At 70.0% G+C, this 26101-nt stretch carries 21 protein-coding genes; 14 read left to right on the forward strand and 7 right to left on the reverse strand.

Features of this window, described 5'->3' with window-relative positions; all coding sequences use genetic code 11:
- The first annotated feature begins 14 nt into the window (after positions 1 to 14).
- From VG899_09780 to VG899_09820, 9 genes are all read left to right on the forward strand, one after another.
- Positions 15 to 386, forward strand: a complete 372-nt coding sequence (locus VG899_09780) for an ATP-binding protein (GenBank protein HWA66641.1) — start codon at positions 15 to 17, stop codon at positions 384 to 386.
- Positions 387 to 500: 114 nt separating this feature from the next.
- On the forward strand, positions 501 to 2102 hold the full coding sequence (efeU, locus tag VG899_09785) for an iron uptake transporter permease EfeU (protein ID HWA66642.1): 1602 nt from the start codon (positions 501 to 503) through the stop codon (positions 2100 to 2102).
- Between the two features lie 45 nt (positions 2103 to 2147).
- Positions 2148 to 3335, forward strand: coding sequence for an iron uptake system protein EfeO (gene efeO, locus VG899_09790; protein ID HWA66643.1), 1188 nt, complete (start codon positions 2148 to 2150; stop codon positions 3333 to 3335).
- A 5-nt stretch (positions 3336 to 3340) separates the two neighbouring features.
- Positions 3341 to 4606: an iron uptake transporter deferrochelatase/peroxidase subunit gene (efeB, locus tag VG899_09795; protein ID HWA66644.1), complete on the forward strand. Its 1266-nt coding sequence runs from the start codon at positions 3341 to 3343 to the stop codon at positions 4604 to 4606.
- 56 nt (positions 4607 to 4662) lie between these two features.
- Positions 4663 to 5367: a hypothetical protein gene (locus tag VG899_09800; GenBank protein ID HWA66645.1), complete on the forward strand. Its 705-nt coding sequence runs from the start codon at positions 4663 to 4665 to the stop codon at positions 5365 to 5367.
- The gene (locus VG899_09805; protein HWA66646.1) at positions 5367 to 6941 is read left to right on the forward strand and encodes a DNA polymerase Y family protein; all 1575 of its coding nucleotides are present in this window, start codon (positions 5367 to 5369) and stop codon (positions 6939 to 6941) included. Before VG899_09800 ends, VG899_09805 begins: the two co-directional genes overlap by 1 nt.
- Positions 6941 to 10321, forward strand: coding sequence for an error-prone DNA polymerase (locus tag VG899_09810; protein HWA66647.1), 3381 nt, complete (start codon positions 6941 to 6943; stop codon positions 10319 to 10321). The genes VG899_09805 and VG899_09810 overlap by 1 nt, the downstream gene beginning before the upstream one ends.
- A gap of 17 nt (positions 10322 to 10338) precedes the next feature.
- A complete protein-coding gene (locus VG899_09815) occupies positions 10339 to 11604 on the forward strand; it encodes an alpha/beta hydrolase-fold protein (protein HWA66648.1) in 1266 nt (421 codons plus the stop codon).
- Between the two features lie 55 nt (positions 11605 to 11659).
- A complete protein-coding gene (locus VG899_09820) occupies positions 11660 to 11830 on the forward strand; it encodes a CsbD family protein (protein HWA66649.1) in 171 nt (56 codons plus the stop codon).
- On the opposite strand, the gene VG899_09825 is transcribed toward VG899_09820, so the two are convergent.
- From VG899_09825 to VG899_09840, 4 genes are read right to left on the reverse strand one after another with little or no spacing between them, the layout of a single operon-like run.
- A complete protein-coding gene (locus VG899_09825) occupies positions 11827 to 13020 on the reverse strand; it encodes an amidohydrolase family protein (GenBank protein HWA66650.1) in 1194 nt (397 codons plus the stop codon). The genes VG899_09820 and VG899_09825 overlap by 4 nt on opposite strands.
- Positions 13021 to 13920, reverse strand: a complete 900-nt coding sequence (locus VG899_09830; GenBank protein HWA66651.1) for a sulfite exporter TauE/SafE family protein — start codon at positions 13918 to 13920, stop codon at positions 13021 to 13023.
- 44 nt (positions 13921 to 13964) lie between these two features.
- The gene (locus VG899_09835; protein HWA66652.1) at positions 13965 to 15434 is read right to left on the reverse strand and encodes an NAD(P)/FAD-dependent oxidoreductase; all 1470 of its coding nucleotides are present in this window, start codon (positions 15432 to 15434) and stop codon (positions 13965 to 13967) included.
- A gap of 39 nt (positions 15435 to 15473) precedes the next feature.
- Positions 15474 to 16241, reverse strand: a complete 768-nt coding sequence (locus VG899_09840) for an SDR family NAD(P)-dependent oxidoreductase (GenBank protein ID HWA66653.1) — start codon at positions 16239 to 16241, stop codon at positions 15474 to 15476.
- A gap of 161 nt (positions 16242 to 16402) precedes the next feature.
- Here VG899_09840 and VG899_09845 point away from each other — a divergent pair, with 161 nt between their 5' ends.
- From VG899_09845 to VG899_09855, 3 genes are read left to right on the forward strand one after another with little or no spacing between them, the layout of a single operon-like run.
- Positions 16403 to 17356: a L,D-transpeptidase gene (locus VG899_09845; GenBank protein HWA66654.1), complete on the forward strand. Its 954-nt coding sequence runs from the start codon at positions 16403 to 16405 to the stop codon at positions 17354 to 17356.
- 4 nt (positions 17357 to 17360) lie between these two features.
- Positions 17361 to 18938, forward strand: a complete 1578-nt coding sequence (locus VG899_09850; GenBank protein ID HWA66655.1) for a beta-N-acetylhexosaminidase — start codon at positions 17361 to 17363, stop codon at positions 18936 to 18938.
- Positions 18939 to 18990: 52 nt separating this feature from the next.
- Positions 18991 to 21366: a GH92 family glycosyl hydrolase gene (locus VG899_09855; protein ID HWA66656.1), complete on the forward strand. Its 2376-nt coding sequence runs from the start codon at positions 18991 to 18993 to the stop codon at positions 21364 to 21366.
- Here the strand turns inward: VG899_09855 and VG899_09860 are convergent, their stop codons facing one another.
- Positions 21367 to 21822, reverse strand: coding sequence for an SRPBCC family protein (locus VG899_09860; GenBank protein HWA66657.1), 456 nt, complete (start codon positions 21820 to 21822; stop codon positions 21367 to 21369).
- 60 nt (positions 21823 to 21882) lie between these two features.
- Here VG899_09860 and VG899_09865 point away from each other — a divergent pair, with 60 nt between their 5' ends.
- Both VG899_09865 and VG899_09870 read left to right on the forward strand, forming a co-directional pair.
- Positions 21883 to 22272, forward strand: coding sequence for a hypothetical protein (locus tag VG899_09865; protein ID HWA66658.1), 390 nt, complete (start codon positions 21883 to 21885; stop codon positions 22270 to 22272).
- Positions 22273 to 22300: 28 nt separating this feature from the next.
- Complete coding sequence (locus VG899_09870; GenBank protein ID HWA66659.1) at positions 22301 to 23092, forward strand: SDR family oxidoreductase; 792 nt, start codon at positions 22301 to 22303, stop codon at positions 23090 to 23092.
- A gap of 1 nt (position 23093) precedes the next feature.
- Here VG899_09870 and VG899_09875 read toward each other — a convergent pair whose 3' ends face one another.
- Together VG899_09875 and VG899_09880 are read right to left on the reverse strand one after the other, a co-directional pair.
- Entirely contained in the window at positions 23094 to 24377 is a 1284-nt protein-coding gene (locus tag VG899_09875; GenBank protein HWA66660.1) for a cytochrome P450, read from the reverse strand.
- On the reverse strand, positions 24374 to 26053 hold the full coding sequence (locus VG899_09880) for an FAD-binding protein (protein HWA66661.1): 1680 nt from the start codon (positions 26051 to 26053) through the stop codon (positions 24374 to 24376). Before VG899_09880 ends, VG899_09875 begins: the two co-directional genes overlap by 4 nt.
- Between the last annotated feature and the right edge of the window lie 48 nt (positions 26054 to 26101).

A 26101-nucleotide genomic window follows, 5' to 3' on the forward strand; every position in this document is an offset into this window, starting at 1 on the left:
GGCACCACGAAGTCATGGACTGCGTGACTCGCGAGGTGTTGCGGCTGTCGCCGACGCGCCTCGCGCCGGCGAAAGCGCGCCATGCCGTCCACGAGTTCGCGACCGCGGTGTCGCCGAAGACGGCGTGGACGGCGGAGCTGCTTGCCTCGGAGCTCGTCACGAACGCGGTCGTGCACGGCCGCGGGCCGGTGTCAGTGGTCATGGAGTACGACGGCGGCGCGCTTGCGGTCACCGTGACCGATGAGGAGCCGGCCTCGCCGGTGCTCGCCGATCCTGGGACCGGCGATCTCGGCGGTCGCGGGCTGCGGCTGGTCGAGCTGCTCGCCAGTGACTGGGGGGTGAACCCGGACCAGCCGGGCAAGGGCGTCTGGTTCCGGCTCGACTGAGGCCCCGTCACGGACCCTGGGTGACAAACCCCGCGTGACAAACCCCGCGTGACAGACCCGGCAAGGCAGGTTAGGCTCACCTAACATCTGTCGCCCAGCGCTGGATTCGAGGACATGCTCCCGACGTTCGTGATCGGCCTCCGCGAGGGACTGGAAGCTGCGCTCATCGTCGGCATCATCGCGGCGTTCCTCCGCAAGCAGGGCCGCCTCGACCTGCTGCGCTGGGTCTACGTCGGCGTCGGGACCGCCATCGCGCTCTGCGTCGGCGTCGGGGTCGCGCTTCGCGTGCTCTCCGACGACCTCCCGCAGCGCCAGCAGGAGGGCCTGGAGACCATCGTCGGCGCCCTGGCCGTCGGCATGGTCACCTACATGGTCGTCTGGATGCGCCGGCACTCGCGTGACCTGAAGGGCACGCTGGAGGGCGCAACCGCCGAGGCGCTTCGCGCCGGCTCGGACCGGGCCGGAAAGGCGCTGGTCCTGATGGCCTTCCTCGCGGTGCTCCGCGAGGGCTTCGAGACCGTGGTCTTCCTGCTCGCGGCGTTCAACGAGACCGGCAGCGGGGCATCGCCGGTGGCCGGGGCGATCATCGGGATCGTCGTCGCGGTCGGGCTCGGGTGGGGCATCTACCGCGGTGGCGTGAAGCTGAACCTCTCCAAGTTCTTCCGGGCCACCGGCCTGGTGCTGGTGCTCGTTGCCGCCGGCCTGGTCATGACCGCGATCCACACCGCGCACGAGGCCGGCTGGCTCGACGTCGGCCAGCACCAGACCTTCGACATGTCCTGGCTGGTCCGTCCCGGCTCGATCCGCGCCTCGCTGCTGACCGGCATCCTCGGGCTGCAGCCACAGCCGGTCGTGATCGAGCTGGTCGGCTGGCTGGTCTACCTCGTTCCGGTTGCGGCGTACGTCGGCTGGCCGCAGGGCCGCCGCGTCCCCATGCGCGTGGTCGCCTGGAGCGCTGCCGCCACCGCGGTTGCGGCAGCGGCCGCAGCCGGCGTGCTGGCCGGTACGGCGCCCGGCAAGCCGCCGGCGAGACCGCTCACGGCGGTGGGCGACACCCACCTGCAGGTCGTGTCAGCGCTCACCGGCAAGGTGACGGTCCGGATGCCTGCCGGCGGGCCCAGCGGCCAGCCCGCGGACGTCACCCTCACCCGGCTCGACGGCTCCCGGACCGTCCGCGACGGCGTCTCGGTCGTCCGGTACGTGCTGCCGGCGGTCGTGGCGAGAAGTGGTCCCGACCGGCTCATGACGGCAGCTGCCCTGGCCCGTCTCAACGGAGGCCGGCTGCCGCTCGGGGTGACCGCTTCCGGCCGCAAGGTCGCTGTCACGTTCCGGTCGTCGCGCTCCCAGTCGGTCGACGTCACCCCCGGCTCGACCAACCGGGTGGTCGACGCCTCCTGGGAGCGCCAGGTGATCGGCTACGTCCACACCTCCTTCGCCGACGTGCAGCTGTCGAAGGCGGTGTCCTCCTCGCGGCAGTCCCTGCCTGCGGCGGCGGTGACGGCCGCGTTCGCCGCGGCCCGCCACGACGCGTCGACCCTCGACCGCCGCGACGACGACTTCACGGGGGCGGCCTGGCTGACCGCACTGGCGGGCGTCATGGTTGCCGTCGGCGTCGCCTGCGGGCTCGCCGGGCGTCGCCGCCCGACCACGATCGCACCTACCCCCGTGGACGGCGGGACGGGCAGCCTGGTACAACATCAGGTAAGCCTTACCTAACCTACCGTCTGAGCGGCGAACCGTCGCCGCAACTGGAGAGACCAGATGTCGCGCTTGCTCCTGTTCGCCGACCGCACCGTGCGGGCCGGTGGTGTTGCCGCTGTCGCCGCCCTCACGCTGACCGCCTGCGGGGGGAGCAGCTCGGATGCGGCCGGGACCGCGCCGACGAACGCCAACAGCCGCACCGCAACCGTGACGATCACCTCCGCCGACGGCTGCCAGGTCTCCGCCACGACGTTCCCCGCCGGCGCCCTGACCTTCGACATCTCGAACAAGGACGCGACTGCGGTCAGCGAGGTCGAGCTCGACAGCGGAGACCGCATCGTCGGTGAGAAGGAGAACCTGCCGCCGGGCTTCTCCGGGACGTTCTCGGTCGACGTCGACGGTGGCACGTACTCGCTCTACTGCCCGGGCGCCAAAGTGGAGAACATCCCGATCACCGTGACCGGCCACACGACGGCTGCCTCGGGCGACAGCGTCGAGGCGCTGCTGAAGACGGGCACCGACGACTACGCGAAGTACGTCACAACACAGGCCGGCTATCTGGTCAGCAGTGTCAAGGTGCTGCGCTCGGGCATCGCGGGCGGCAACCTCGCCGCGGCGCAGGCGGCGTATGACAAGGCGCGGCCGTTCTACGAGAAGATCGAGCCGGTTGCGGAGTCCTTCACCGTCGGCAAGAACAACCTCGACGCGGACATCGACGCGCGGGCCAACGATGTGCCGGCGGCGGACTGGAAGGGCTTCCACCCGATCGAGAAGGGCCTGTTCCAGGACAAGAGCACCAAGGGGCTGTCCTCGCTCGCCGCGGGCCTGGTCGGCAACGTAGAGAAGCTCCAGAAGCTGACGAACGGGCTGACCTACCAACCGTACGAGCTGGCCAACGGCGCCCAGGAGCTGCTCGACGAGGTGGCGGCCTCGAAGATCACCGGTGAGGAAGAGCGGTACTCCCACATCGACCTGCTCGACATCCAGGCCAACGTCGAGGGGGCCGAGCAGGCGTTCGCCGACCTCCAGCCCGCACTGACGAAGATCGACGCGTCGCTGACCAAGACGATTGCGGCCTACTTCACCTCGCTCGACAATCTTCTCAACACCTACCGCACCGGCTCCAACCCGTCGGGCTTCGAGTACTACAGCGCGCTCTCGCAGGCGGACAAGCGCCAGCTCGCCGCGGCGGTCAAAGCGGTCCAGGAGCCGCTGTCCCAGGTGGCCAGCAAGGTGGCGAAGGTCTGACGACGATGCCTGACGACGAGCGAACCCCGCTGCAGCCGAGCCGCCGACAGTTCGTCGGGGGAGCGCTCGGCGTGGCCGGTGCGCTCGTCGCCGGCGGTGCGGGCGGGGTGGCGATCGGGCGCGCCACCGACTCGTCGAGCACGTCGAGCGCCGACAAGCAGATCCCGTTCTACGGCGCGCACCAGGCCGGCATCGCAACCCCTGCCCAGGACCGGCTGGCCTTCGCGGCCTTCGATCTGACAACCACCGATCGCAACGCGGTCGAGGTCCTGCTGGGATCCTGGGCGGCCGCCGCGGCGCGCATGACGGCGGGCGAGCTGATCGGGCCGATCAACACCGCGCCGCAAGCGCCGCCGATCGACACCGGCGAGGCGCTCGGCCTCGGGCCCGCGGCACTGACGATCACCGTCGGGTTCGGCCCCTCGATGTTCGACGACCGGTTCGGCCTCGCCAACAAGCGGCCTGCGGCACTCGCCGACATCCCGCCGCTGCCGCGCGACGAGCTGCGACCCGAGATCAGCAACGGCGACATCGGCGTACAGGCCTGCTCCAACGACCCGCAGGTCGCCTTCCACGTGATCCGCAACTTCGCGCGGCTGGCGCGCGGCACCGCGGTGATGCGCTGGTCGCAGCTCGGCTTCGGGCGTACGTCGTCGACCTCGACCGATCAGCAGACGCCGCGCAACCTGATGGGGTTCAAGGACGGCACCAACGACATCAAGGCGCAGAACACCGCCGACTTCGACGACTACGTCTGGGTCGGCAGCGAAACCGACCAACCGTGGATGCGTGGTGGCAGCTACCTGGTGTCCCGGCGGATCAGGATGTTCATCGAGTCGTGGGACACCGACTTCCTGGCCGACCAGGAGCGGGTGTTCGGCCGGTTCAAGACCAGCGGCGCCCCGTTGACCGGCAAGCACGAGTTCGACCCGGTCGAGCTGGCGGCGAAGAACCCGGACGGCACTCCGGTGATCTCGCTCAACGCCCACATCCGGCTGGCCGCGCCGAGCAGTCACGGCGGCCAGAAGATCCTGCGCCGCGGCTACTCGTTCACCGACGGCATCGACCCGACAACCGGGCTGCTCGACGCCGGCCTGTTCTTCATCGCCTACCAGAAGGACCCACGCAAGCAGTTCGTGCCGATCCAGCGGTTGCTCGGCTCGCGCGACAACCTCAACGAGTACATCCAGCACACCTCCAGCGCGCTGTTCGCCGTACCGCCCGGCCTTTCCGGCCCGGGCGACTGGTGGGGCAAGGAGCTGTTCTCCTGAGGGGTGCGTCACCCACATTGACATGATTCGAACATACGTTCGATGATGGCCGGGTGATGGATCTGGCCGCCCGCACCCCTCGCGAGCGGCCGACCGCGCCGATCACCGCGGCCGCGCTGGCGGCCCGCTCGCCCGCGCTGCCGGTCCACCCGGCCCTGCACCCGCTGTTGCCGGACGGGCTGCGGCGGGGGAGCACGGTCAGTGTCACCGGTTCGCTGTCGCTGCTGCTGGCGTTGCTGGCGCAAGCATCCGCCGAAGGTGCGTGGTGTGTCCTCGTCGACCTGCCGATCGGGTCGCGGACTCGCCTCGGTGCTGAGGCGGCGCGTGACTTCGGGATCGACCTGGCCCGACTGCCGGTGGTGCCGGCGACCGGGGACAGCTGGCCGAACGTGGTCGGCGCGTTGCTGGACGCCTTCGACGTGGTCGCGGCCCGAGCGCCCGCCCATCTTGCCGACGGCGAGCTGCGACGGCTGGTTGCCCGAGCCCGGTCACGGCAGTCGGTGCTGGTGCCATATCTGGCCGGCGGTCGCTGGCCGATGGCCGACCTTCGGCTGGCGGCTCGGCCGGGGGAATGGGCCGGGATCGGCGACGGCCACGGGCGGCTCGCTCGCCGGCGGATGCAGGTCGGTGTCGAAGGCCGCAGCGGTGGGGTTCGATCTCGAGAGGTCTCGCTGTGGCTGCCCGGCGAGCAAGGCCGGATCGAGTCGGAGGAGCCGGTCGCCGCCGTCGTCGAGCTCTCCGACGTACGACGGACCGGCTAGTGGCGACCACCGCCCTCCCGCGCATCGCCACGGTGTGGTGCCCGGACTGGCCCGTGGTTGCGGTGTCCGGGGCCGCCGATGCCGACCTGCCGGATGGTCCAGATGCCCTCGACCTTCCGATGGCGGTGATCGCCGGCGGGCAGATCGTGGCCTGCTCACGTGGCGCGCGCGGGGTCGGCGTACGGCGCGGCATGCGCAAACGTGAAGCACAGGCGCGTTGCCCGGACCTCGTGGTGTTGCCGAGGGACGAGGCGACCGAAGCGCGCTGCTTCGAACCGGCGATCCGGGCGGTGGAGGACGTGGTGACGGGCGTCGAGGTGGTCCGCCCCGGTCTGCTGCTGGTCGCGGCTCGTGGACCGGCGCGGCATCTCGGTGGCGAGGCGGCGCTGGCGTCCGCGCTTCGAGCGGCGGTGCGCCGTTCGGTGCCCGAGGTGTCGGTCGGGATCGCGGACGGCGCCTTTGCGGCCGAGCAGGCGGCGCGTCGCGACGTGGTGGTGCCGGCCGGTGCGTCCGGTGAGTTTCTCGCCGACCTGCCGATCGGGACTCTCGACTGTTTCGGGGACTCGGCGCTGGTCGACGTGTTGCGCCGGCTCGGGATCTGGACCCTGGGAGGGTTCGCGGCGCTGCCGGCGCGAGACGTCGCCGCCCGGTTCGGGCCGACCGGCGCCTGGGCGCACCGACAGGCGGGTGGCCGTGACGCCAAGCCGGTGGTGGTCCGGGAGCCGCCGGTCGACTGCTCGGTGACGCTGGACCTCGAGCCGCCGGTCGACCGCGTCGACGTGATCGCGTTCTCGGCACGTAGCGCCGTCGAGACCTTCGTCGCCAACCTGTCCACCCGGGCGCTGGCCTGCGCGTGTGTCGAGCTCGAGGTCACCTCGGAGCTCGGCGAGCATGCGTCACGTCGCTGGCGTGCCTCCGGCGTGCTGTCGGCGAGCGACATCATCGACCGGATCCGCTGGCAGATCGAAGGCTGGTTGCACAGCGATGACGGGTTGACGGCGGCGGTCACCCGGTTGCGGATCGTGCCGATCGAGACGGCGCCGAGCGGCACGCACCAGCAGGCCCTGTGGGGCGGTGACGGCGAAGCCGGTGAGCGAGCGCGCCGGGCGCTGGCGCGGGTGCAGACGATGCTCGGTTTCGACGGTGTGCTGGCGCCCGCCGTGGTGGGTGGGCGCAGCCCGGCGCAGCGCAGCCAGCTGACGGCGTGGGGCGAGGAGACCCCCGTCGCGAGGGCGCCCGAGCAGCCGTGGCCGGGACGGTTGCCCGCTCCGGCGCCGAGCGTGGTGCTGGACCCGCCCGCGCCGATCGACCTGCTCGACGCCGGCGGGCGGCCCGTGGTGATCGGGGAGCGCGGAGCGCTGCTGCGAGCACCCAACCGGCTCGGGCTGCGTCGTGAGGCTGCGGTGGTGGTGACCTCCTGGGCCGGTCCGTGGCCGGCCGACGAGCGTTGGTGGGATCCCAACAGCGCGGTGCGGGTGGCCAGGATGCAGCTGGTCGACGCGATGGGGCGGGCGTATCTCGTGGCGGTCGAGCTGCCCGGCGCCCGCTGGGTCCTGGAAGGGATCTACGACTGATGGGCTGGGAGAACCCGCCGGTCCCGTGGCGGGAGCTGGAGGCCCGACTGTCCGGGCGCGTCCCGGACCCGCCCCGACAGCATCCGGTGCAGGGCGACGGCGGTGACTCACCGAGCTGGTCGCGGCACCGCCCGGCCTACCGGCCGCCGACGTTGCGACGCCCGGCCGCCACGGTGCCGTACGCGGAGCTGCACGCACACTCCTCGTTCAGCCACCTCGACGGCGCGAGCCTGCCGGAGGAGCTGGTCGAGGAGGCGGTACGGCTCGGGCTCGCCGGCCTGGCGCTCACCGACCACAACGGCATGTACGGCGTACCGCGTTTCGCGGAGGCCGCCAAGGAGCACGGGCTCGCCACGATCTACGGCGCCGAGCTGTCGCTGGATCTCCCCGTTCCCGGTACGGCGGCGCAACGGGCGACCGGAGCCCGTTCGGGCATGCCGGACCCCCACGGGCGTCATCTGGTGGTGCTGGCCCGCGGCCCGGAGGGCTACACGCGGCTGTGTCGCGCGATGAGTGCGGCGCATCGGCGTGGCGGTGCCAAGGGTCATCCGGTCTACGACCTCGACGAGCTGACCGAGAGCGCGGGAGGGCACTGGCTGGTGCTCACCGGCTGTCGTAAGGGACCGGTGCGCGCAGCGCTCGAGTCGGCCCCTTACGGCACCTTCGGGTTGGACAGCGCCCGGCGGGCTCTCGACGAGCTGGTCGCGAGATTCGGCCGCGACAACGTGGTGGTCGAGCTCACCTACGCCCGGGATCCGCTCGCCGACGAGCGGTACGCCGCGCTGGCCGGGCTGGCGCTCGACGCCGGCCTGCGGACCGTCGCCACCACTGCCGCGCACTATCACGCTCCACCACGCCGTCCGCTCGCCACCGCGATGGCAGCGGTGCGCGCCCGACGCAGTCTCGACGAGATCGACGGCTGGCTGCCGGCCTGGGCCGACGCCCATCTGCGCAGCGGCGAGGAGCTGGCCGAACGGTTCGTCCGCCATCCAGCAGCGGTTGCACAAGCGGCGCGACTCGGCGCGGAGCTGGCGTTCCCGATCGAGCTGATCGCGCCGGAGCTGCCGCCGTTCCCGGCTCCGGAAGGCCACACCACGATGAGCTACCTGCGTGAGCTGACCTGGAAGGGCGCGCACAAGCGGTACGGCCGGCGTGACCGAGACGAGCTCAGCCGCAAGGCATACGCCCGGATCGAGCACGAGCTGACGGTCATCGAGGAGCTGAACTTCCCCGGCTACTTCCTGGTCGTCTGGGAGATCGTGAAGTTCGCCCGCGAGGCCGGGATCCTCTGCCAGGGCCGCGGCTCGGCGGCGTCGTCCGCGGTCTGCTACGCGCTGGAGATCACCTCGATCGACCCCGTCTACTACAACCTGGTCTTCGAACGGTTCCTGGCCGCCGAGCGCGGCGAGCCGCCGGACATCGACGTGGATTTCGAGTCCGGCCGGCGCGAGGAGGTCATCCAGCACGTCTACGAGACCTACGGCCGGGACCACACCGCGCAGGTCGCCAACGTCATCAGCTACCGCCCCCGGTCGGCAATCCGGGACGTGGCCAAGGCGTTCGGGTATCCGACCGGCACGCAGGACGCCTGGAGCAAGCAGATCGGTCACAGCTACTCGATCGAGGCTGAGGACGTCGACGGCGTCCCGAGCCACATCGTCGAGCTGGCTCACGAGATGGGACGCCACCCCCGCCATCTCGGCATCCACTCCGGCGGCATGGTGATCTGTGACCGGCCGATCGTCGAGGTCTGCCCGGTCGAGTGGGGCCGGATGCCGGGCCGCACCGTCCTGCAGTGGGACAAGGACGACTGCGCGCAGATCCACCTGGTGAAGTTCGACCTGCTGGGCCTGGGGATGCTCTCGGCGATCCGCTACAGCTTCGAACTGATCGAGGCCTGGCACGGCGTGCGCTACGAGCTCGCGACGATCCCGCGTGAGCAGGAGTGCGTCTACGACATGGTGTGCAAGGCAGACACCGTCGGGGTGTTCCAGATCGAGTCGCGGGCGCAGATGGCGACGCTGCCACGGTTGCGCCCGAGGAACTTCTACGACCTGGTGATCGAGGTGGCGTTGATCCGGCCCGGCCCGATCCAGGGCGACTCGGTGCACCCCTACATCCGGCGCCGGCACGGTCGCGAGGAGATCACCTATCTGCACGAGAAGATGCGTCCGCCACTGGAGCGGACGCTGGGGGTGCCGCTGTTCCAGGAGCAGATGATGCAGCTCGCGATCGCGGTCGCGGACTTCACCGGCGACGAAGCCGACCAGCTGCGCCGGGCGATGGGCTCGAAACGTTCCGAGGCGAAGATCGACGCGCTCAAACAACGGCTGTACGACGGGATGGCGGCCAACGGCATCACCGGCGTCGAAGCCGACCTCATCTTCGACAAGATCCGGGCGTTCGCCTCGTTCGGGTTCGCCGAGAGTCATGCGATCTCGTTCGCCCTGCTGGTCTACGCGTCGGCGTGGCTGAAGCTGCACTATCCGGCGGCCTTCTGTGCGGCGCTGATCAACGCGCAGCCGATGGGCTTCTACTCGCCGCAGTCCCTGGTGGCGGACGCTCGCCGGCACGGCATCACCACGCGCGGTCCCGACATCAACATCTCGGCGGCTGCCGCCACACTCGAGCCGGACGACGGCCCGTCGCAGTGCCCGTGCCTGGACGCGCCGCAACCGGCCGTCCGGCTGGGGTTGGCCGGGGTCCGCTCGATCGGCGACGAGCTGGCCGAGCGGATCGTGGCCGACCGGGAGGCCCACGGCCGCTTCGCGTCCATGACCGATCTCGCGCATCGCATCGGGCTGTCGACCGACCAGCTGGAGGCGCTCGCGACGGCGGGGGCGTTCGACGGCTTCGGCGTCGCGCGCCGTGAGGCGCTGTGGGCGGCAGGAGCGGCGGCGACGGTGCGCCCGGGCCAGCTCGAGCTGGTCGTGGTGGACGAACGCGCGGCGCCGCCGCTGCCCGCGATGGCCGCGCCGGAGCAGATGTACGCCGACCTGTGGGCGACGGGGGTGACGCCGCGGGAGTACCCGACGAGGTTCGTCCGCGACCGGCTGGACCGGATGGGGGTGGTCAGTGCGGCAGGCCTGCGCCGGATCGAGGACCACACCAGGGTCCTGGTCGCAGGAGTGGTCACCCATCGTCAGCGCCCGGCGACTGCGCGCGGCGTGACGTTCGTCAATCTCGAGGACGAGACCGGCATGATCAACGTGATCTGTTCTCGTGAGGTCTGGGCGCGCTATCGCAAGGTGGCGCAGAACTCGGCGGCGCTGCTCATCCGCGGCATGTTGCAGAACACCGACAACGTGGTGAACGTGATGGCCGAGCGGATCACCGCGTTGCCGCTCGGGATCAGACCTGCCGCGCGAAACTTCCGCTGACGGGAGAAGATCCATCCGTGCGGCGGCTCCTGGCTCTGGCGGCCACCGTCGCGATCGGGCTCGGTGGTAGCGCCGCCGCGGCGTCGTACTCAGCGGCCTCCCACGCGGCCTCGGCCGCGACCGGCCCGACGCTGGTGACGATCACGGTCCCGGCCGTGCACGGCAAGATCCCGGCGAAGTGGCTGGACCACCCGGGCTTGCCGGAGGCGGACGTGCTGCTGCCGGCCGGCTACGACCCGTCGAAGCGCTATCCGCTGCTGTTCCTCCTGCACGGCCTCGGTGGCAGCTACGCCTTCTACCAACAGCAGGGACTGCTGCCTGAGCTCTACCACCTCGACGCGATCGTCGTGATGCCCGACGGCGGGCCGGCCGGCTGGTACGCCGACTGGTGGAACGACGGCGAGCGCGGGGACCCGTCCTGGGAGACCTACGAGCTCGACGACGTGCTGCCCGCGATCATGCACCGGTTCCCGATCCGCGCCGGCCGGCGATGGCACGCCATCGCCGGCATCTCGATGGGTGGCCTGGGAGCGGCCTACCTCGGCGGGCGGTTGCCCGGCTTCTTCGGGACGGTGGCGTCGCTGTCCGGGTTCGTCGACCCGCAGCTGCTCGGCACGGTCGTGCAACCGGCGATGGCTGCGGTGACCAACGGCTTCCTGTCCGGCCCGCGCAGTGGCCGGGACAAGGATCCGGTGCCGATCTACGGGCCGCCGGACGGGTTCTATGCGACCGGCCACAACCCGCGGCGGCTGGCCGCGAACCTGCGCCAGACGCGGGTGTACCTCACGACGGGCAACGGCATACCGGACCTGGCCAGCGTCGGGGTGATCCTCGCCGGCTTCACCGAGGAGATCGTGGACGCGACTTGGGAGGAGGCCGGCCTGATCTACCCGATGAGCGAGCGGTACTACGACGCGCTCAACGCCGCCGGCGTCAACGTGACCTACCAGGTCCACTTCGGCGGGCACGACCTGCCGTCGTTCCACAAGGAGCTGCAGGCGCTACTGAGCTGGGGGCTGTTCAAGCCGGTGCCGACCCATCCCGCTGCCTGGACCAACGCGACGGTCGCGACCAGCGGCAAGCTCTGGAACGTCGGGTACCGGTTCGCCTCGCCGCCGACCGCGGTGGTCACCTTCCGGCGTGCCGGTGACCGGCTGACGATCAGCGCCGCGGGTACGCCGGTGACGGTTGCGGTCGGCGAGTGCGTCATCCGGGTGCCCACCCCCGCCACGGTGCGAATCTTCGCAAGCGGATGCAATCGAGGCCGGTTACTCGCGCGCTGACGAGGCACATCTGCGGTGTTGGTCCGCAACGAATCCTCGAGGAGGGAAGCGTCTGATGAGTGGCATGGACAAGGCCAAGAACCTCGGCGAGTCGGCGAAGGGCAAGGCCAAGGAGAGCATGGGTCGCGCGGTCGGCAACGAGTCGATGACCGCCGAAGGCAAGGTCGACAAGGCCAAGGGCAACCTCAAGCAAGCGGGCGAGAAGGTGAAGGACGCCGTCCGCTAACGCGGCAGGACCACCTCAGGCAGTGGGTGGCGGTAGAGCGCTGCCGCATTCTCGCTGCAGATCATCCGTAGCTCGTCGGCGGGCAGGTGACCCCACGCTTGCTCGATGACCCGCTGCGTGTCGGGCCAGGTGCTGTCGCCGTGGGGGTAGTCGACCTCGACCATGATGTTCTCGACGCCGATGCGGTGGCGGGTGTCGATGGTCGACGGGTCGTCGATGGTGCAGAACCAGAAGTTGCGTTTGAGCACCTCCGACGGTCGCATCGCCCACCCGAGCCCGTACCCCGACCGGTCGACGATGTTGTCGAGGCGGTCCAGCAGCATGGCCACCCAGCCGATCCCGCCTTCGCTCATCGCGATCTTCAGGTCGGGATGACGCAGCGGGTACTCGGACCACAGCCACTCCGCACACGCACCGAGCGACTGCTGCCCGAACAGCGTGGCCGACAGCTGCACCGCGGGGGAGCCGGCTGGCAGTGCGGGCATTCCCGAGCTGCCGACGTGCAGCGAGATGACTGTCCCGGTCGCGACGCACGCGTCGATGATGGGATCCCAGTGCTCGCGGTCCCACAGCGACGGCAGGCCGATCTCGTGCGGCCGTTCCGGCATCGTGACGGAGGTGAAACCGCGCGTGGCATTGCGCTCGATCTCGGCCACCGCGAGTGCCGGATCGGCGAGGTAGGTGATCCCCAGCGGGATGATCCGGGTGGGATGCGCGGAGTACCACTCCTCGTAGAGCCAGTCGTTCCAGGCCCGGATGCAGCCCAGCCCGAGCTCGCGGTCGGCGGCGTCGAAGAAGACGCGCCCGCAGAAGCCGCTGATCTGCGACGGGAAGTTCAACGAGGCCCAGACGCCGTTGAGGTCCATGTCGCGAACGCGGGCGTCCACGTCGTAGCAACCCGGTCGCATCTGGTCGAAGCGGAACGGCTCCATCGACACGGTTTCCGGACGGCGGCCGGCGACCGCGTTCATCCCGATCTGGCTGTACTTGCGGCCTTCGAACTCCCAGACCTGATAGCCGCGCGAGGTCTCCACGATTCGTGGCGCGCGATCGGCGACGGCCGTGGGCAGTCGCCCTTCGAACAGGTGCGGCGGCTCGACGACGTGGTCGTCGACGGAGATGACGGTGTAGCTGACCTGGCGAGGTGCCGGATCGGGAAGGAACAGCTCCTCGCTGAGCTCCACGGTCATCTACGTCTCCAGTGCCGCCGTCTCACCTGAGTCCGAGCGCCATGGCCGGGCGGTCAGCAGCCAGACCACGAATCCTGCGAACAGTACGCCGACCAGTGTCCATCCGAGGTCGTCGGTGCCGACTCCGACGTACTTCAAGCCCGAGGCGAAGATCACGAACGTGATCGCCGGACGGATGTAGCGGTCGGGCGCGCGCGAGGACAGGAACGACCCGACCAGCACCGCGGGGACGCTGCCGATGATCAGCGACGTGGTGACCCCGAAGGAGACGCTGCCGAACGCGAGGGCGCCGAGCGCCGCCGCACCGGTCAGCGGCAACGCCTGGCTCAAGTCGGTGCCGACGAGCTGGTTGGCGCCGATCATCGGGTAGAGGAACAGGAGCAGCACGATCATCAGCGAGCCTGATCCCACCGACGTCATCCCGACGACGATCCCGCCGAGTGCGCCGATCGCCACCGTGCGCACCGGGTGCACGTGGATCTCACCGATCGATGCGTCTCGGGTGTTGCCGCTGCGCTGGTCGAGGAAGAAGCGAAGCACCATCGCTGCGGCACCGAGCAGCAGCGCACTGCCGAGCAGCCGCTCGACATTCGTCTGCGCGCTCGACGACTCACCCATGAGGTGGAGCAGGTAGGCGCCCAGGAAGGCCATCGGCACCGAACCGCACGACATGAGGGCGACCAGGCGCAGGTTCACGGTGCCCTTGCTCAGATGGACGAGGGCGCCGAGTGGCCGCATCACGACCGCCGCGACGAGATCGCTCGAGATCGCCTTGTCCGGCTGCACGTTGAACAGCAGGATGAGCATCGGCGTCATGAGTGCGCCGCCACCCGCGCCCGTCGTTCCGACGAGGACGCCGATGATCGCACTACCCAGCACGATGTACGGGTCGATGTGCATGGCGACCTAACCTACACAAAGATGGTCAACAATCACCACCAGCGTCAGCCGACCGACCGGCGCTTCCTGATGCGCCGGTAGCGCCACCAGCCGACCACACGGGTTCGCAGCCAGTACTCGCCGGCGCTGTAGGGGAGTTGGGTGACGTTCTTGCCGTTGGCGACGGTGTAGTAGTTGCGACAGCCGGCCTGCCACACGGTGCCGGCCATGCCGGCTTGGACCTTCTCGTTGTACTTCCGCTCGACGTCGCGGCGGATGTCGATCGAGGTCAGCCGCCGCCGGCGCATCATCCGCAGCGCGCGGACGACGTAGTGCGCTTGGGCCTCGTGCATGAACAGGATCGAGTTCACGCCGTTCGTGTTGGGCCCGTAGAGCATGAAGAAGTTGGGGAAGCCGGCCACCGCGAGCCCGAGATAGGCCTCGGCGCCGTCACGCCAGCGGTCGGCGAGTCGTTGGCCGTCGCGGCCGACGATGTCGATGGTGGTGAGGTACTCGTTGGCCCGAAAGCCCGTCCCGAAGATGATCGTGTCCAGCTCGTGCTCCTCGCCGTCACTGGTGCAGATGCCGCGCTCGGTGAGCCGGACGATCGGCGCGGTGACGACTCGCACGTTGGGTCGGGTTAGGGCGGGCAGCCAGGTTCGCGAGGTCAGCGGCCGCTTGCACCCGACCGGGAAGTCGGGGGTGAGCACGGCGCGCAGCGCCGGATCCGCCACCTTCCGCTCGAGGTAGCCGCGGGCGAGCTCGGTCTGACCGACGGTGAACGGGTGGGCGGCCTGGAAGGAGGTCCGCTGATAGGTCCAGAAGATCTCCCAGCGGTGACGTCTGGCGGCCAGCGGCACCCTCGCGAACCGGCGTTGCTGCGAAGCGGTGTACTCGGTCTCGAACCGGGGCGTGACCCAGATCGGGGTGCGCTGGAACACGGTCAGCCGCTCGACGTCGGCGACGATCGCCGGCACGTACTGGATGGCACTCGCCCCGGTCCCGATCGAGCCGACGCGCTCACCGGCCAGCGGCCTGCTGTGGTCCCAGCGCGAGGAGTGGAAGATCCGTCCGCGGAAGGTGTCCAGGCCGGGGACGTCCGGCAGCGACGGCACGTTGAGCATGCCGAGCGCGCTGACCAGGACATCGGCCCGGTGAATCTCGCCACGGTCCGTGGTCAGCTCCCACTGCTGGTCGTCGTCGTTCCACCGAGCCCGCTCGATCGTGACGCCGGTACGAAGGTGCGCCCGCAACCCGAACCGATCGGCGACCTCCTCCAGATAGGCGAGGATCTCCGGCTGCGAGGCATAGGTCCGCGACCACTTCGGGTTCGGCGCGAACGAGAACGAGTAGAGATGAGACGGCACGTCGCAGGCCGCCCCCGGGTAGGTGTTGTCGCGCCAGGTGCCGCCGACCCCGTCGCTTCGCTCGAAGATGGTGAAGTCGAAGCCGGCGCGTCGCAGCGCGACGCCCATCGCCAGTCCGCCGGCTCCGGCGCCGAGGACCGCGACGCGCGGGCGCTTGCTCAGCGCCATTGCGCGCGGCCGGCCCGGGCGGCAGTGGTCATGGCGTCATCAGAGCACCCGATTGGCCAGCCACTGCGGCAGCCTGGCGGCGGCCACCTGGGCGCCGCCGCGCCGCGGCAGGACCACGCGCGCCTTGTCCTTGCGGCACGCCTGCACGATTGCGTCCGCCACCTGCCCGGGCTCCAGCATCGTGAGCATGCCGAGCCGCAACAGCCGGTTGAACGCGTCTGCACACGGCGGGTAGGCGGTCGCCTCGTCGTACAACCCCGTGTCGACCGGGCCGAGCTCGGCCGTCGTCACCCCGACACCGCTGCCCTGCAGGTCACGGCGCAGCCCCTCAGCGAACTGGGAAACGGCCGCTTTGGTCGCCGAGTACGCGGTGAGGCCGGGCAACGCGACCTCCGCGGACAGCGAGGACATGAAGACGAGCCGGCCCTGCCCGCGCTCTCGCATGCCGGGCAGGGCCAACCGGGCCAGCTCGGCCGGCACGAGCGCGTTGAGAGTGAACATCCCGCTGAGGTCTTCAGCGGTCATCTGCTCGACGGGCCCTGGCGTCCCCACTCCGGCGTTGCTGACCAGGATGTCGACCGGGGCGAGCGCCTCGAGGCGCACCATCAGTGCGCCCAGCGCGGACACGTCGAGCAGGTCGGCCGCCGCGTGGCCGCATCCGATCCGTTGGGCGGCCGCCGCGAGCGCGGCTTCGCTGCGGGCGACAAGGGTCACTTTCGCGCCGGCGGCCGCGAAACGCTCGCCGACGGCCAACCCGATGCCGCGCGAGGCGCCGGTCACCACCACGTGCCGTGCCCGAAGATCCATCTCGGTCGTTCCTCTCGTCGTGGGGTATCCAACCGCAGGAGGTACGCCGCACCGTGGCGAACTTGGAGATCATCGGAAAAACCCGGACAATCGATGGTGATGACCCGCAAAGCCGTACTTCCGGGCACCGACCCGACCCAGACTGTGGTGGCACCCTGCTGATGAGCTCACACGTATCTTCGCGCGCCGTCTGGCGGCGCCGCGGCTTCGTCGGCGTTCCGGTGGTCCTCGCAGTGGCGCTCGTCGTCAGCTTCACGGTCGGTGCGGGCAACTCGACCGCGAAGACCCATTCAGGTGTGGCCCGAGCCGGGTCGCGTGCCCATCTCGCCTCGTTGCTGCTGGCGGACGGCTCGCAGCGTGCCGTCCTGAGCGCCGAGACCGGTCCGACGCCGAGCAGCACGCAGACGCTGTCGCCGGTCGGTCAGCCCCACCGCGCCGCCGTGCCGGCCAAGGCGTCGACGTCGTCGTCGAGCGGCACCCGCATGGCCCCCGAGCGCGACACCGTCCTGGTGCCGGAGACGACGATGGTGGCGCATCTGAGTCGCAGCGTTCCGGGCTACCCGAGCGCGAACGCGATCGAGCAGAACCGGACGGTGCCCGGATCGTGGTACGGATACCCGTCGGCCCTGCCGGTGATCGGCCAGTCCGGCGACCGCCTGCACGTCCGGCTCGCGCAGCGCCCTGACGAGTCGACCACCTGGATCGATACCAGCAACGCGGTGCTGACCTCGACCCATTGGGCGATCGTCGTCGACATCGCCCAGCACTGGCTCTATGTCTTCCACTGGGGCCAGCAGGTGGGCTCCTACCCCGTGGGTGACGGCGCCCCCGGGACGCCTACGCCGACCGGTACGTACTTCGTCGCTTTCCACGCGCCGCCGAACGGTCCCGGCTACGGCTCGGTGATGCTCGAGACGTCAGCGCACTCGCGCGCGATCGAGCATTTCGAGGGTGGGAACGACGCGATCATCGCCATCCACGGGTCGATCTTCTCGGACTCCGAGATCGCCGATCACGGCGCCGCCATCTCCAACGGGTGCATCCGGATGCACGAGTGGGATCTGCGTCAGGTCGCGCACGTGATCAACGGCTCACCGGTCTTCCTCGTCGACTAGCCCGGTGCCGGCCCGCAGGGTGCTCGCCGGCGCGTTGGCGTGCTGCGCCTTCCTGCCGGCGACCGGTGCGGCGGGCGCGTCGCTGGGCACGCCGAGCCGTCCGGCGCCGCTGACCATCCCGGCGATGCAGCGGTGGCATCCTGCGACCGGCGTGTGGCGGTTCGCCGCCACCACCGCGGTGGAGGTGCGGCGACGGCACGGCGCCGCCGCCCGCGAGGCCAGGGTGCTGGCCGCCGACCTCGGGCGACAGGCCGGTCGGGCGGTCGCGGTCGTCGTGGCGAGCGAGCCCACGGCCGGCGACATCGTGATGCGTACCGTTGCCCGGAGCCGACGGCTCGGGTCCGAGGGCTATCGCCTCGACGTCGGACGCGCACTGACGATCGAGGCGTCGACCGGGGCGGGGCTGTTCTACGGCGGGCGCTCACTGCTACAGATGCTGCGGCAGGGTTCCACGCTGCCCTGCGGTACGGCGGTGGACTGGCCTCGTTACCCGCAACGCGGCCTGATGGTGGACGCCTCCCGCACGACGTACTCGACGGCGTGGGTCCTGCGGGAGATCCGCCGGCTCGCGGCACTGAAGCTGAACGTTCTCCACCTGCATCTCACCGACGACCAGCGTTGGGCGCTCGGCAGTCGCGTCTTCCCGAGCGTCGTCGGCAAGCGCCCGTTCACGCGCGCCGACATCCGGCGGATCGTCGACCTCGCGCGTCGTGATCACGTCACCGTGATCCCCGAGATCGAGATGCCGGGCCACATGGCGGCGTTCCTCGTCCACCACAAGCGGCTGATCCTGAAGCCGGCCGGCGTGGCCTCGCCGAGCACGGTCGGCGCCTACACGACCGACAAGCTGGACATCACCAGTCCCGCGGCATTGCGGGCGGTCCGGCGGATCCTGGACGAGTACCTTGCGTGGTTTCCGGGCCGGTACTTCGACATCGGCTCCGACGAGTACCTCAGCCCGGCGGAGTACCCGCTGTTCCCGCAGCTCGAGACCTACGCCACACGCCGGTACGGCGTCGGGGCTACTCCCGCCGACGCGGTCCACGGCTTCATCAACTGGGTCGACCGGATCGTCCGCGCCCACGGCAAGACGCTGCGGATCTGGAGCGACCAGGTCGGTGGGGTCGGCAAGGTCGCGGTCAACCGCGACGTGATCCTCGAGTGGTGGGACTCCATCTCGCCGTTCGGCGACACGCTGACCGTCTCACCCCAGACCTTGCTTGACCGCGGATACCGCATCGTCAACGCCGGGTGGTACCCGAACTACTACACCACTGACATCGGACCGGTGCGCGGCAAGGCGAGCCTGCCCGGCGTGTACGCCGGCTGGCAGGTCAACGACTTCGACGGCACGCAGGTCGGCAGCTCCGTCACTTCGAAGCAGCAGGTGGCTGCGGCAAGCCCCGGCCTGCTCGGTGCGCAGATGAACATCTGGGGGCCGCTCGACGAGACGCCGGCGCAGACCGCCCGTCGGGTGGAGCCCCACCTCGCCGTACTCGCGCAGAAGGCATGGGACAGCCCGTCGCCCGCTGCGTCGTACGCCGAGTTCGCGCGTGACCTGACACGCGTCGGCCTGCCCTGACGGAGGCTGCGGGCAGGAAGCCGGCGGCACCGCACCGAAGTTGAGCGACGTGATGCGGCGGGGTGTGGTCGCGGCGGTCTTCGCCGCGGCGCTCGCGGTCGCCGTTCCTGCCTCCAGCGCGGCCAACGTGATGGGCACGGCGCAACGCAGGCCGGTGTCCGCCGCGTCGCCCGACGTGCCAGCCCTGGTGCGGATGGTCGACACCCGGTCGGGATCCCTCGGGCCGGGCTTCGTCACGGTTGCTGCCGGCCTGCCGTTCGGCATGGTCACGCCAGGGCCCGCCACCACTACGCCGCTCGGCGACGATCCACTCGACTACGTCGGCTACGCCTACCAGGATCCGGAGATTCGCGGCTTCGCGCTCACCCACTTCTCCGGCGCGGGCATTCACATCGGCGGCGAGCTTCCCGTGATGCCGACGACCGGACCGGTCACGAGCCGCAACCCGGCGAGCTGGGCGAGCCCCTTCACGCACGCGACCGAGACGGCGCAGCCGGGCTACTACGCGACGACGTTGCTGCGATCCGGCGTGCGGGCCGAGCTGACCGCGACGCTGCGGACCGCGGTGGAGCGCTTCACGTTCCCGGCCGGCAGCGTGGCGAACCTGATCTTCGACGTGACACGGCACAACGACAGCAACCAGGACGGCGGCACCCAGACAGGCACGTTCCGGATCACTGGCGACGACCGGGTGGCCGGCAGCGTGCTGGTCCCGGACTCCGGCGGTGTCTCGATCTATTTCGCGGCCCGCTTCGACCGGCCCTTCACGCGAAGCGGCTCGTGGACGGCTCAGGGCATCACCGCAGGCAAGCGTTCCGTTGCCGGGCGCGGTGCGGGCGGTTGGGTCAGCTTCGGCACCGCCGCGTCTCGGCAGGTGCAGGCCGACATCGCGCTGAGCTACACCTCGGCGGCCGAGGCGGCGCGCAACCTCACCGCAGCCACCGTGGTGAACCGCGGTTTCGACGCGGTACGCGCTGCGGCTCAGCGCGTCTGGGAGCGACGGCTGAGCAGCATCAGCGTCCGTGGCGGGACCCGGCGGCAGCGCCGGACGTTCGAGACCGCGATGTATCACGCCTCACTCATGCCGACCACGTTCGACGACGCCGACGGCCACTATCGGGGCTTCGACGGACGCGTTCACGAGGTGGCACCCGGCCATCACCACTACACCGACCTCAGCCTGTGGGACACCTATCGGACCCAGACGCCGCTGCTCACGCTCGACGCGCCCCGCGTCGCGCATGACCTCGGGCTCTCGCTGCTCGCCGACACCGCCCAGAACGGTGGCGTGATCCCGCGGTGGGTCCGCGGCAACCGCGACTACGGGATCATGGGGGGCGACTCCGGGACGCCGACGCTGGCCACCCTCGTCACCAGCGGCGCGCTCGCCGGCGAAGCGGCGCACGCGGCTTACCGCGACGTGGTCCGCCAAGCGACGACGCTTCCGCCGGTCGATCCGCGATCCGGTCTGGACAGCTATCTCGCACTCGGCTACGTCCCGCTCAACGTCAGTGACCGCGGCGCCGCGGTCACTTTGGAGTACGCCATCGACGACGCGTCGGTCGCCGCGCTCGCCAGGCGGTTCGGCGACGCCGCTCGCACCGCCCAGTTCGACCGGCGCGCGGAGTACTGGCGACACCTGTTCGACCCGGCGGACCGCTTCCTGCGGCCGCGCACGGGGACCGGGTCGTGGGCCACGCCGACGTTCGTAGGCCTGGCGAACGTGTGGAACCCGATCTTCCCGCAGGGTTGGCAGGAAGGGACCGGCTGGCAGTACCTGTGGCTCGTGCCGCAGGACGTGCGGGGACTGGCCGAGGCGATCGGTCCGGCCCGGACCAGGCAGCGTCTCGACAGCTTCTTCTCGGCGGCGCTCGATCACCGGGTCGCGCCCGTGGTTCCCGAGGTGCAGGCCGAGTCGTCGGTTTTCGGGGCGATCTACGTCGGCAACCAGTACACCCCCGCGAACGAGACCGACCTGCAGGCGCCGTGGTTGTACGACTGGCTGGGTGAGCCGTGGCGGACTACGCAGGTCGTCCACTCCGAAACCGCCGTGTTCACCCCAGGGCCCTACGGACTTCCGGGCAACGACGACGCAGGGACGATGTCAGCCGACTACGTGCTGTCGGCAATCGGCCTGTACCAGGCCCAACCGGGCGTCGACGCGTGGGAACTGTCCGCTCCGATGTTCGACACCGTGCAGATCGGCCCGCGGTTGCGGATATCCGCGCCCGGCACGGACGGTCTCACGCCTTACGTCGCGGCGCTACGACGCAACGGCCACGCGGTCAATCGGACGTGGCTCACCGACCGGCAGCTGCACGGAACCCTGAGCTACACGATGACGGCGACGCACGGCGCGTGGGGAACAGCAGCGAGCGCCGCCCCGCCGAGCCTCACCGAAGCTCGGTCGGGCGGCGCTACCCGCTGATCAGTCGCGGGGGACCTCGCCGCGCCAGGCGCCGGTGGCAGCGCCGCGCTGCTCGATGTACTGCTTGAACCGCTTCAGGTCGGCCTTGGCATTCGCGTTGGTCAAGCCCAGCGCGTCGCCGACCTTCTCGACCACGCCCTCCGGCTTCGTGTCGATCTGCAGGGCCACCCGGGTGTGGGCGTCGTCGAGCTTGTGGAAGGTGACGACGCCGGCATGCGCCGTGCCGTCGACCGAGCGCCAGGCGATGCGCTCGTCCGGGTGCTGTTCGGTGATCTCGGCGTCGAACTCGCGCTTCACCCCACCGATGGAGATCTTCCAGTGGGTGAGGGTGTCGGTCTTCTGCGCGACTTCCTCGACACCGTCCATGAACTCCGGATAGGACTCGAACTGCGTCCACTGGTTGTACGCGACGGTCACGGGCACGTCGACGTCGATGGTCTGCGTCATATCGGTCATGAGTGATTTCTGCCCGCCCGCCGGCCGGCTATCCGGCGCCACGGCGGGTATCTGCAGCTCGTGCCGACCGACAGCTTCCGGTTCCGCTTCACGACCCCGTTCCTCGCCGCTGGCGTCCCGTTCGGGGTCACCCCGTGGACGACGGGCGTGGACCTCGAGTACGGCGAGCTGACCGCGCGGTTCGGGTTGTGGCGGGTGCAGACACCGCTGTCGAACGTCACGGAGGCGGTGCCGACCGGGCCGTTCGGCTACCTCAAGACGATCGGGCCGGCGCATCTGTCGTTCGTCGACCGAGGTCTGACCTTCGCGACGAATCGCGATCGGGGGCTCTGCATCCGTTTCGCCGAGCCCGTCAGCGGCATCGACCCGCTCGGGCGGATCAGGCACCCGGCTCTCACCGTCACCGTCGCCGAGATCGACGGTCTGCAAGCCGCCCTCGCTGCTGCCTAGGCCGACGCCCGCCCGTAGGGTCACGTGCGTGGAAACGCACGAGCTGGCGGACAAGGTCGCGATCGTCACCGGAGGCGCGGGAGGCATCGGTCGGGCGACAGCGATCGCGCTGGCGGCGGAGGGCGCGCAGGTCGTGATCGCCGACGTCGACGCCGAGGCCGGCAACGCGTTGGCGGACGATCTCGGTGAGGTGGCGGCCTTTCACCGGACCGATGTGAGCGACATCGACCAGGTGCAGGCCGCCGTCGACTTCGCGGTCGCTCGCTTCGGCGGGCTGCACATCATGTTCAACAACGCCGGGGTCGGGAGCGCGCTGAAGCGGCTCCTCGACGACGACTTCGAGGACTACGACCGGATCGTCGGCATCAACCTGTTCGGGGTGATCGCGGGGACCCAGCGGGCGGCGCGCCACATGAAAGACCACGGCGGCGGCGTGATCATCAACAACGCGTCCATCGCCGCGATCAACGCCGGCGCCGGGATGATCGCCTACCGCGCATCGAAGGCGGCGATTGTGCATGCGACGAAGTGCATGGCGATCGATCTCGCGCCGTACCGCATCCGGGTCAACTGTCTGACCCCCGCCCACATCCGCACCGGCATCACGACCTACGACATGGGTCCGGTGCTCGAGTACATGCAGCCCTACCCGCGGGAGGCGCAGCCGGAGGACGTCGCCAACGCGGTCGTGTTCCTTGCCGGTGACCGGGCGGCGCAGATCACCGGCGTCGTCCTGCCGGTCGACGGCGGCACCACGGCCGGCAACTCGATGGCGCAGACCAGGCTGATCATGAGCCAGGCCACCAAGCCACGCGGCTAGGTCAGCGCGGGGCGAAGTCCAGGTACAGCGTCTGCAGGCCGCGAAGGAAGAACGTCGGCAGGTAGTCGTAGGTACGCGCGTCCGGTGCTCCGTGGCGGTCGCCGCTGATCGCGATGTTGCCGGTGCGCTCGAGGAAACGCTCGACCGTCACGCGCCCTTCGGTGCGGGCCAGCGGCGCGCCGGCGCACGTGTGGATGCCGTGCCCGAACGCGATGTGCTGGCGCGCGTTGGAGCGGTGGATGTCGAACTCGTGCGGGTTGTCGAAGGTCCGCGGATCCCGGTTGCACGCGCCCGGGAGCAGCATGACCGTGCTGCCGGCGGGCAGCTCCACCCCGCCGAGCGTGGTGCGGACCCGGGTCATCCGGAACTGGCTGCGCAGCGGGCTCTCGAGCCGCAGGGTCTCCTCGATGAAGTTGGGGATCAGCGCGGGGTCGTCGCGTACCAGCTTCTGCAGGTCCTGGCGCTCGCCGAGCATTCGCAGCGCGAAGCCGATCATCCGCACGGTCGTCTCCTGACCGCCGACGAAAAGGTTCGCGGCGATCAGCGCCGCATCTTTGACGTCCGGCGTCGAGCCGTCGGGGAAGGTCGCGGTCGCCAGGCCGGTCAGCACGTCGCCGCGCGGCTCGCCGCGGCGGTCCTCGATGTACTCGGCGAACCGGTCGTAGAGGAACTCCAGCGGCTTGTGCTGCAGCCCGTCCGAGACGGTCGACAGGTGCTCGCGAAACGACTCGTGGTCCTCCTCCGGCACCCCTTCGAGGTCGGCGATGACGGTGAGGGTGAACGGCTCGGCGAACGAGGAGATCAGCTCACAGCTGCCGCCGTCGACGAACACATCGAGCAGCGCGTCGGCGTAACGCCACATGAACTCTTCGTTCGCGCGCAGCCGCCCGGGCGTGATCAGCCGCATCAGCAGGTGCCGTTGCGCGGTGTGGTACGGCGGATCGAACGACGGGATCTGGTCGCTGAAGGGCAGCTCGTCGCGGCAGGCCACGATCACGTCGGTGATGTCGTCGCCCTCGACCGCTCGGGAGAACTTCACGAACGGTCCGCTCACGGTGTTGCACGAGGAGTAGGTGCCGGACGCGGCCTCGTGCTCCGGGAACGTCGCCGGGTCGCGGTAGATCTCCTTGGCCTCGGCGTGTCCGGTGATCATGTACGCGCCGAAGTGCGGCTCCTGCCACACCGGTCCCTGTTCGCGCACCCAGTCGAAGTACGGGTAGGGGTCGGCTTGCACTGCCGCGTCCTTGAAGAAGTTGACGTGCGAGAAGTCGGTGGTGGTCGTCACTTCGTTGCCTCTTCCCGCGACGTGGCGTGCTTCGCCGCGACGTATCCGAAAACCATGCTGTTGGCGATGCTGCCGCCGGGGCCGAGATAGTGCCGTCCCATCACCGTGGCCGTCGCGTTGCCCGTCGCGTAGAGACCGGGGATCGGCTTGTCGTCGCTGCCGATGACCCGAGCGTGCTCGTCGGTGAGCATGCCGCCACAAGTCCCGACGTCTCCAGGCACGACGTCACAGGCATAGAACGGCGCCTCGTCGATCGGCTCGACGCACGGGTTTTTCACCTTGCGGTGCGGATCGCCGAGCGCCTTGTTGTACGCCGACTCGCCGCGGCCGAACTCAGGGTCCTTGCCGTCCGCGGCGTACTTGTTGAACGACTCGACGGTCTCGATCAGCCCGTCCGGATCGATGCCGCACATCTCGGCGAGCTCGCGCAACGTCGCCGCCCGCTTGATCTTGCCGCTGGCGAGGACGTCCTTGGGGAAGCGGCCGGGGGAGGACCGCACGTGCGCGTAACGCTTGCGGTAGCGGTCGTCGAAGATCAGCCAGCACGGCACCGCCTTGCTGGTCTTGTCCCTCTCGTACATCGCCTTGCCGACCTCCATGTAGGAGTTCGACTCGTTGACGAACCGCTTGCCGGCCGCGTCGACGTAGATGGTGCGCGGCCGCTGGCGGGCCTGGTCGAGGGTGTTCTGGCCGAACTTGCCCGATCGCGGCGACGGCAGCCACCACGCCTCGTCCATGAGGTCGGTCTTTGCGCCGAGCTTCATTGCGGTGCGGATCGCCTCGCCCGTGTCGCCCGGGTTGGCCATCGACCAGCGGGCCGTGTTGGGTTGGTCCCCGCTGAACTCGCTGCGCATCTCGCGGCTCTGTGCGAAGCCCCCCGTCGAGAGCAACACGCCGTCGCGGGCGCGGACGTTGACCGGAGTGCCGTTGCGAAGCACTCGCACGCCGACCACCCGCTCGTTTTCGACGAGAAGGTCGTCGAGGGGTGCGTCCGTCCACACTTCGACGCCGCTGGCGAGCGCGATCTTGAGCGCCTGCCCGATGAAGGAGGCGCCGTTGGTGAGGAGATCCTGGCGGCGCACCTTCGCCCACGTCGTGCGCATGGCGACCCGGGCGGAGGTGGCGAACGCCTTGACGCTGCGGTTGTAGTGCGACAGGTAGCGGGCCTCGTTGGTCATCACCGCCATGCCGAGGTGCTTGGCCATCCCGATCTGCACCTTGCCCGACCAGGCCCCGAGCTGATGGCCGTCCCACGGCACGGGCTCGACGCCGCGACCCATGTCACTGCCGCCCTTGGCGTCGGAGTAGTAGTCGCTGTAGCCCGGGCAGTAGACGAACTTCACGCCTTTGGCTTCCAGGAAGTCGATCATCTCCGGGCCTGCCGTGCAGAACGCGTGGCGTCGCTCGTGCGACGAGGCCGGACCCACGTCGCCGACGACCGCGTCGAAGTAGGCCATGCCGTCCTCGTAGGAGTCCGGCACCCCGGCCCGCTTCATCACCGAGTTGTTGGGCACCCAGGCCATGCCCCCGGACATCGCGGTCGAGCCGCCGACGAGCGACTGCTTCTCCACGACGAGTACGTCGGCGCCACGGTCGGCCGCGGCCAATGCGGCGACCATGCCGCCGCCGCCGGAACCGACCGCGACGAAGTCGACGGTCACATCCCACTCGGACATTCGGGCTCCCGGTTGCTACGACTCCGAAGCGAATCTAACCAGAGTTCA

Source organism: Mycobacteriales bacterium, from assembly GCA_035550055.1.
Taxonomy (GTDB): domain Bacteria; phylum Actinomycetota; class Actinomycetes; order JAFAQI01; family JAFAQI01; genus DASZTV01.

What these genes read in the sequence shown, in the direction of transcription:
- VG899_09780 (HWA66641.1), top strand. Translation starts at nt 15, where the DNA reads ATGGACTGCGTGACTCGCGAGGTGTTGCGGCTGTCGCCGACGCGCCTC.
- efeU (HWA66642.1), top strand. Translation starts at nt 501, where the DNA reads ATGCTCCCGACGTTCGTGATCGGCCTCCGCGAGGGACTGGAAGCTGCG.
- efeO (HWA66643.1), top strand. Translation starts at nt 2,148, where the DNA reads ATGTCGCGCTTGCTCCTGTTCGCCGACCGCACCGTGCGGGCCGGTGGT.
- efeB (HWA66644.1), top strand. Translation starts at nt 3,341, where the DNA reads ATGCCTGACGACGAGCGAACCCCGCTGCAGCCGAGCCGCCGACAGTTC.
- VG899_09800 (HWA66645.1), top strand. Translation starts at nt 4,663, where the DNA reads ATGGATCTGGCCGCCCGCACCCCTCGCGAGCGGCCGACCGCGCCGATC.
- VG899_09810 (HWA66647.1), top strand. Translation starts at nt 6,941, where the DNA reads ATGGGCTGGGAGAACCCGCCGGTCCCGTGGCGGGAGCTGGAGGCCCGA.
- VG899_09820 (HWA66649.1), top strand. Translation starts at nt 11,660, where the DNA reads ATGAGTGGCATGGACAAGGCCAAGAACCTCGGCGAGTCGGCGAAGGGC.
- VG899_09825 (HWA66650.1), bottom strand. Translation starts at nt 13,020, where the DNA reads ATGACCGTGGAGCTCAGCGAGGAGCTGTTCCTTCCCGATCCGGCACCT.
- VG899_09830 (HWA66651.1), bottom strand. Translation starts at nt 13,920, where the DNA reads ATGCACATCGACCCGTACATCGTGCTGGGTAGTGCGATCATCGGCGTC.
- VG899_09835 (HWA66652.1), bottom strand. Translation starts at nt 15,434, where the DNA reads ATGGCGCTGAGCAAGCGCCCGCGCGTCGCGGTCCTCGGCGCCGGAGCC.
- VG899_09840 (HWA66653.1), bottom strand. Translation starts at nt 16,241, where the DNA reads ATGGATCTTCGGGCACGGCACGTGGTGGTGACCGGCGCCTCGCGCGGC.
- VG899_09845 (HWA66654.1), top strand. Translation starts at nt 16,403, where the DNA reads ATGAGCTCACACGTATCTTCGCGCGCCGTCTGGCGGCGCCGCGGCTTC.
- VG899_09855 (HWA66656.1), top strand. Translation starts at nt 18,991, where the DNA reads ATGCGGCGGGGTGTGGTCGCGGCGGTCTTCGCCGCGGCGCTCGCGGTC.
- VG899_09860 (HWA66657.1), bottom strand. Translation starts at nt 21,822, where the DNA reads ATGACCGATATGACGCAGACCATCGACGTCGACGTGCCCGTGACCGTC.
- VG899_09880 (HWA66661.1), bottom strand. Translation starts at nt 26,053, where the DNA reads ATGTCCGAGTGGGATGTGACCGTCGACTTCGTCGCGGTCGGTTCCGGC.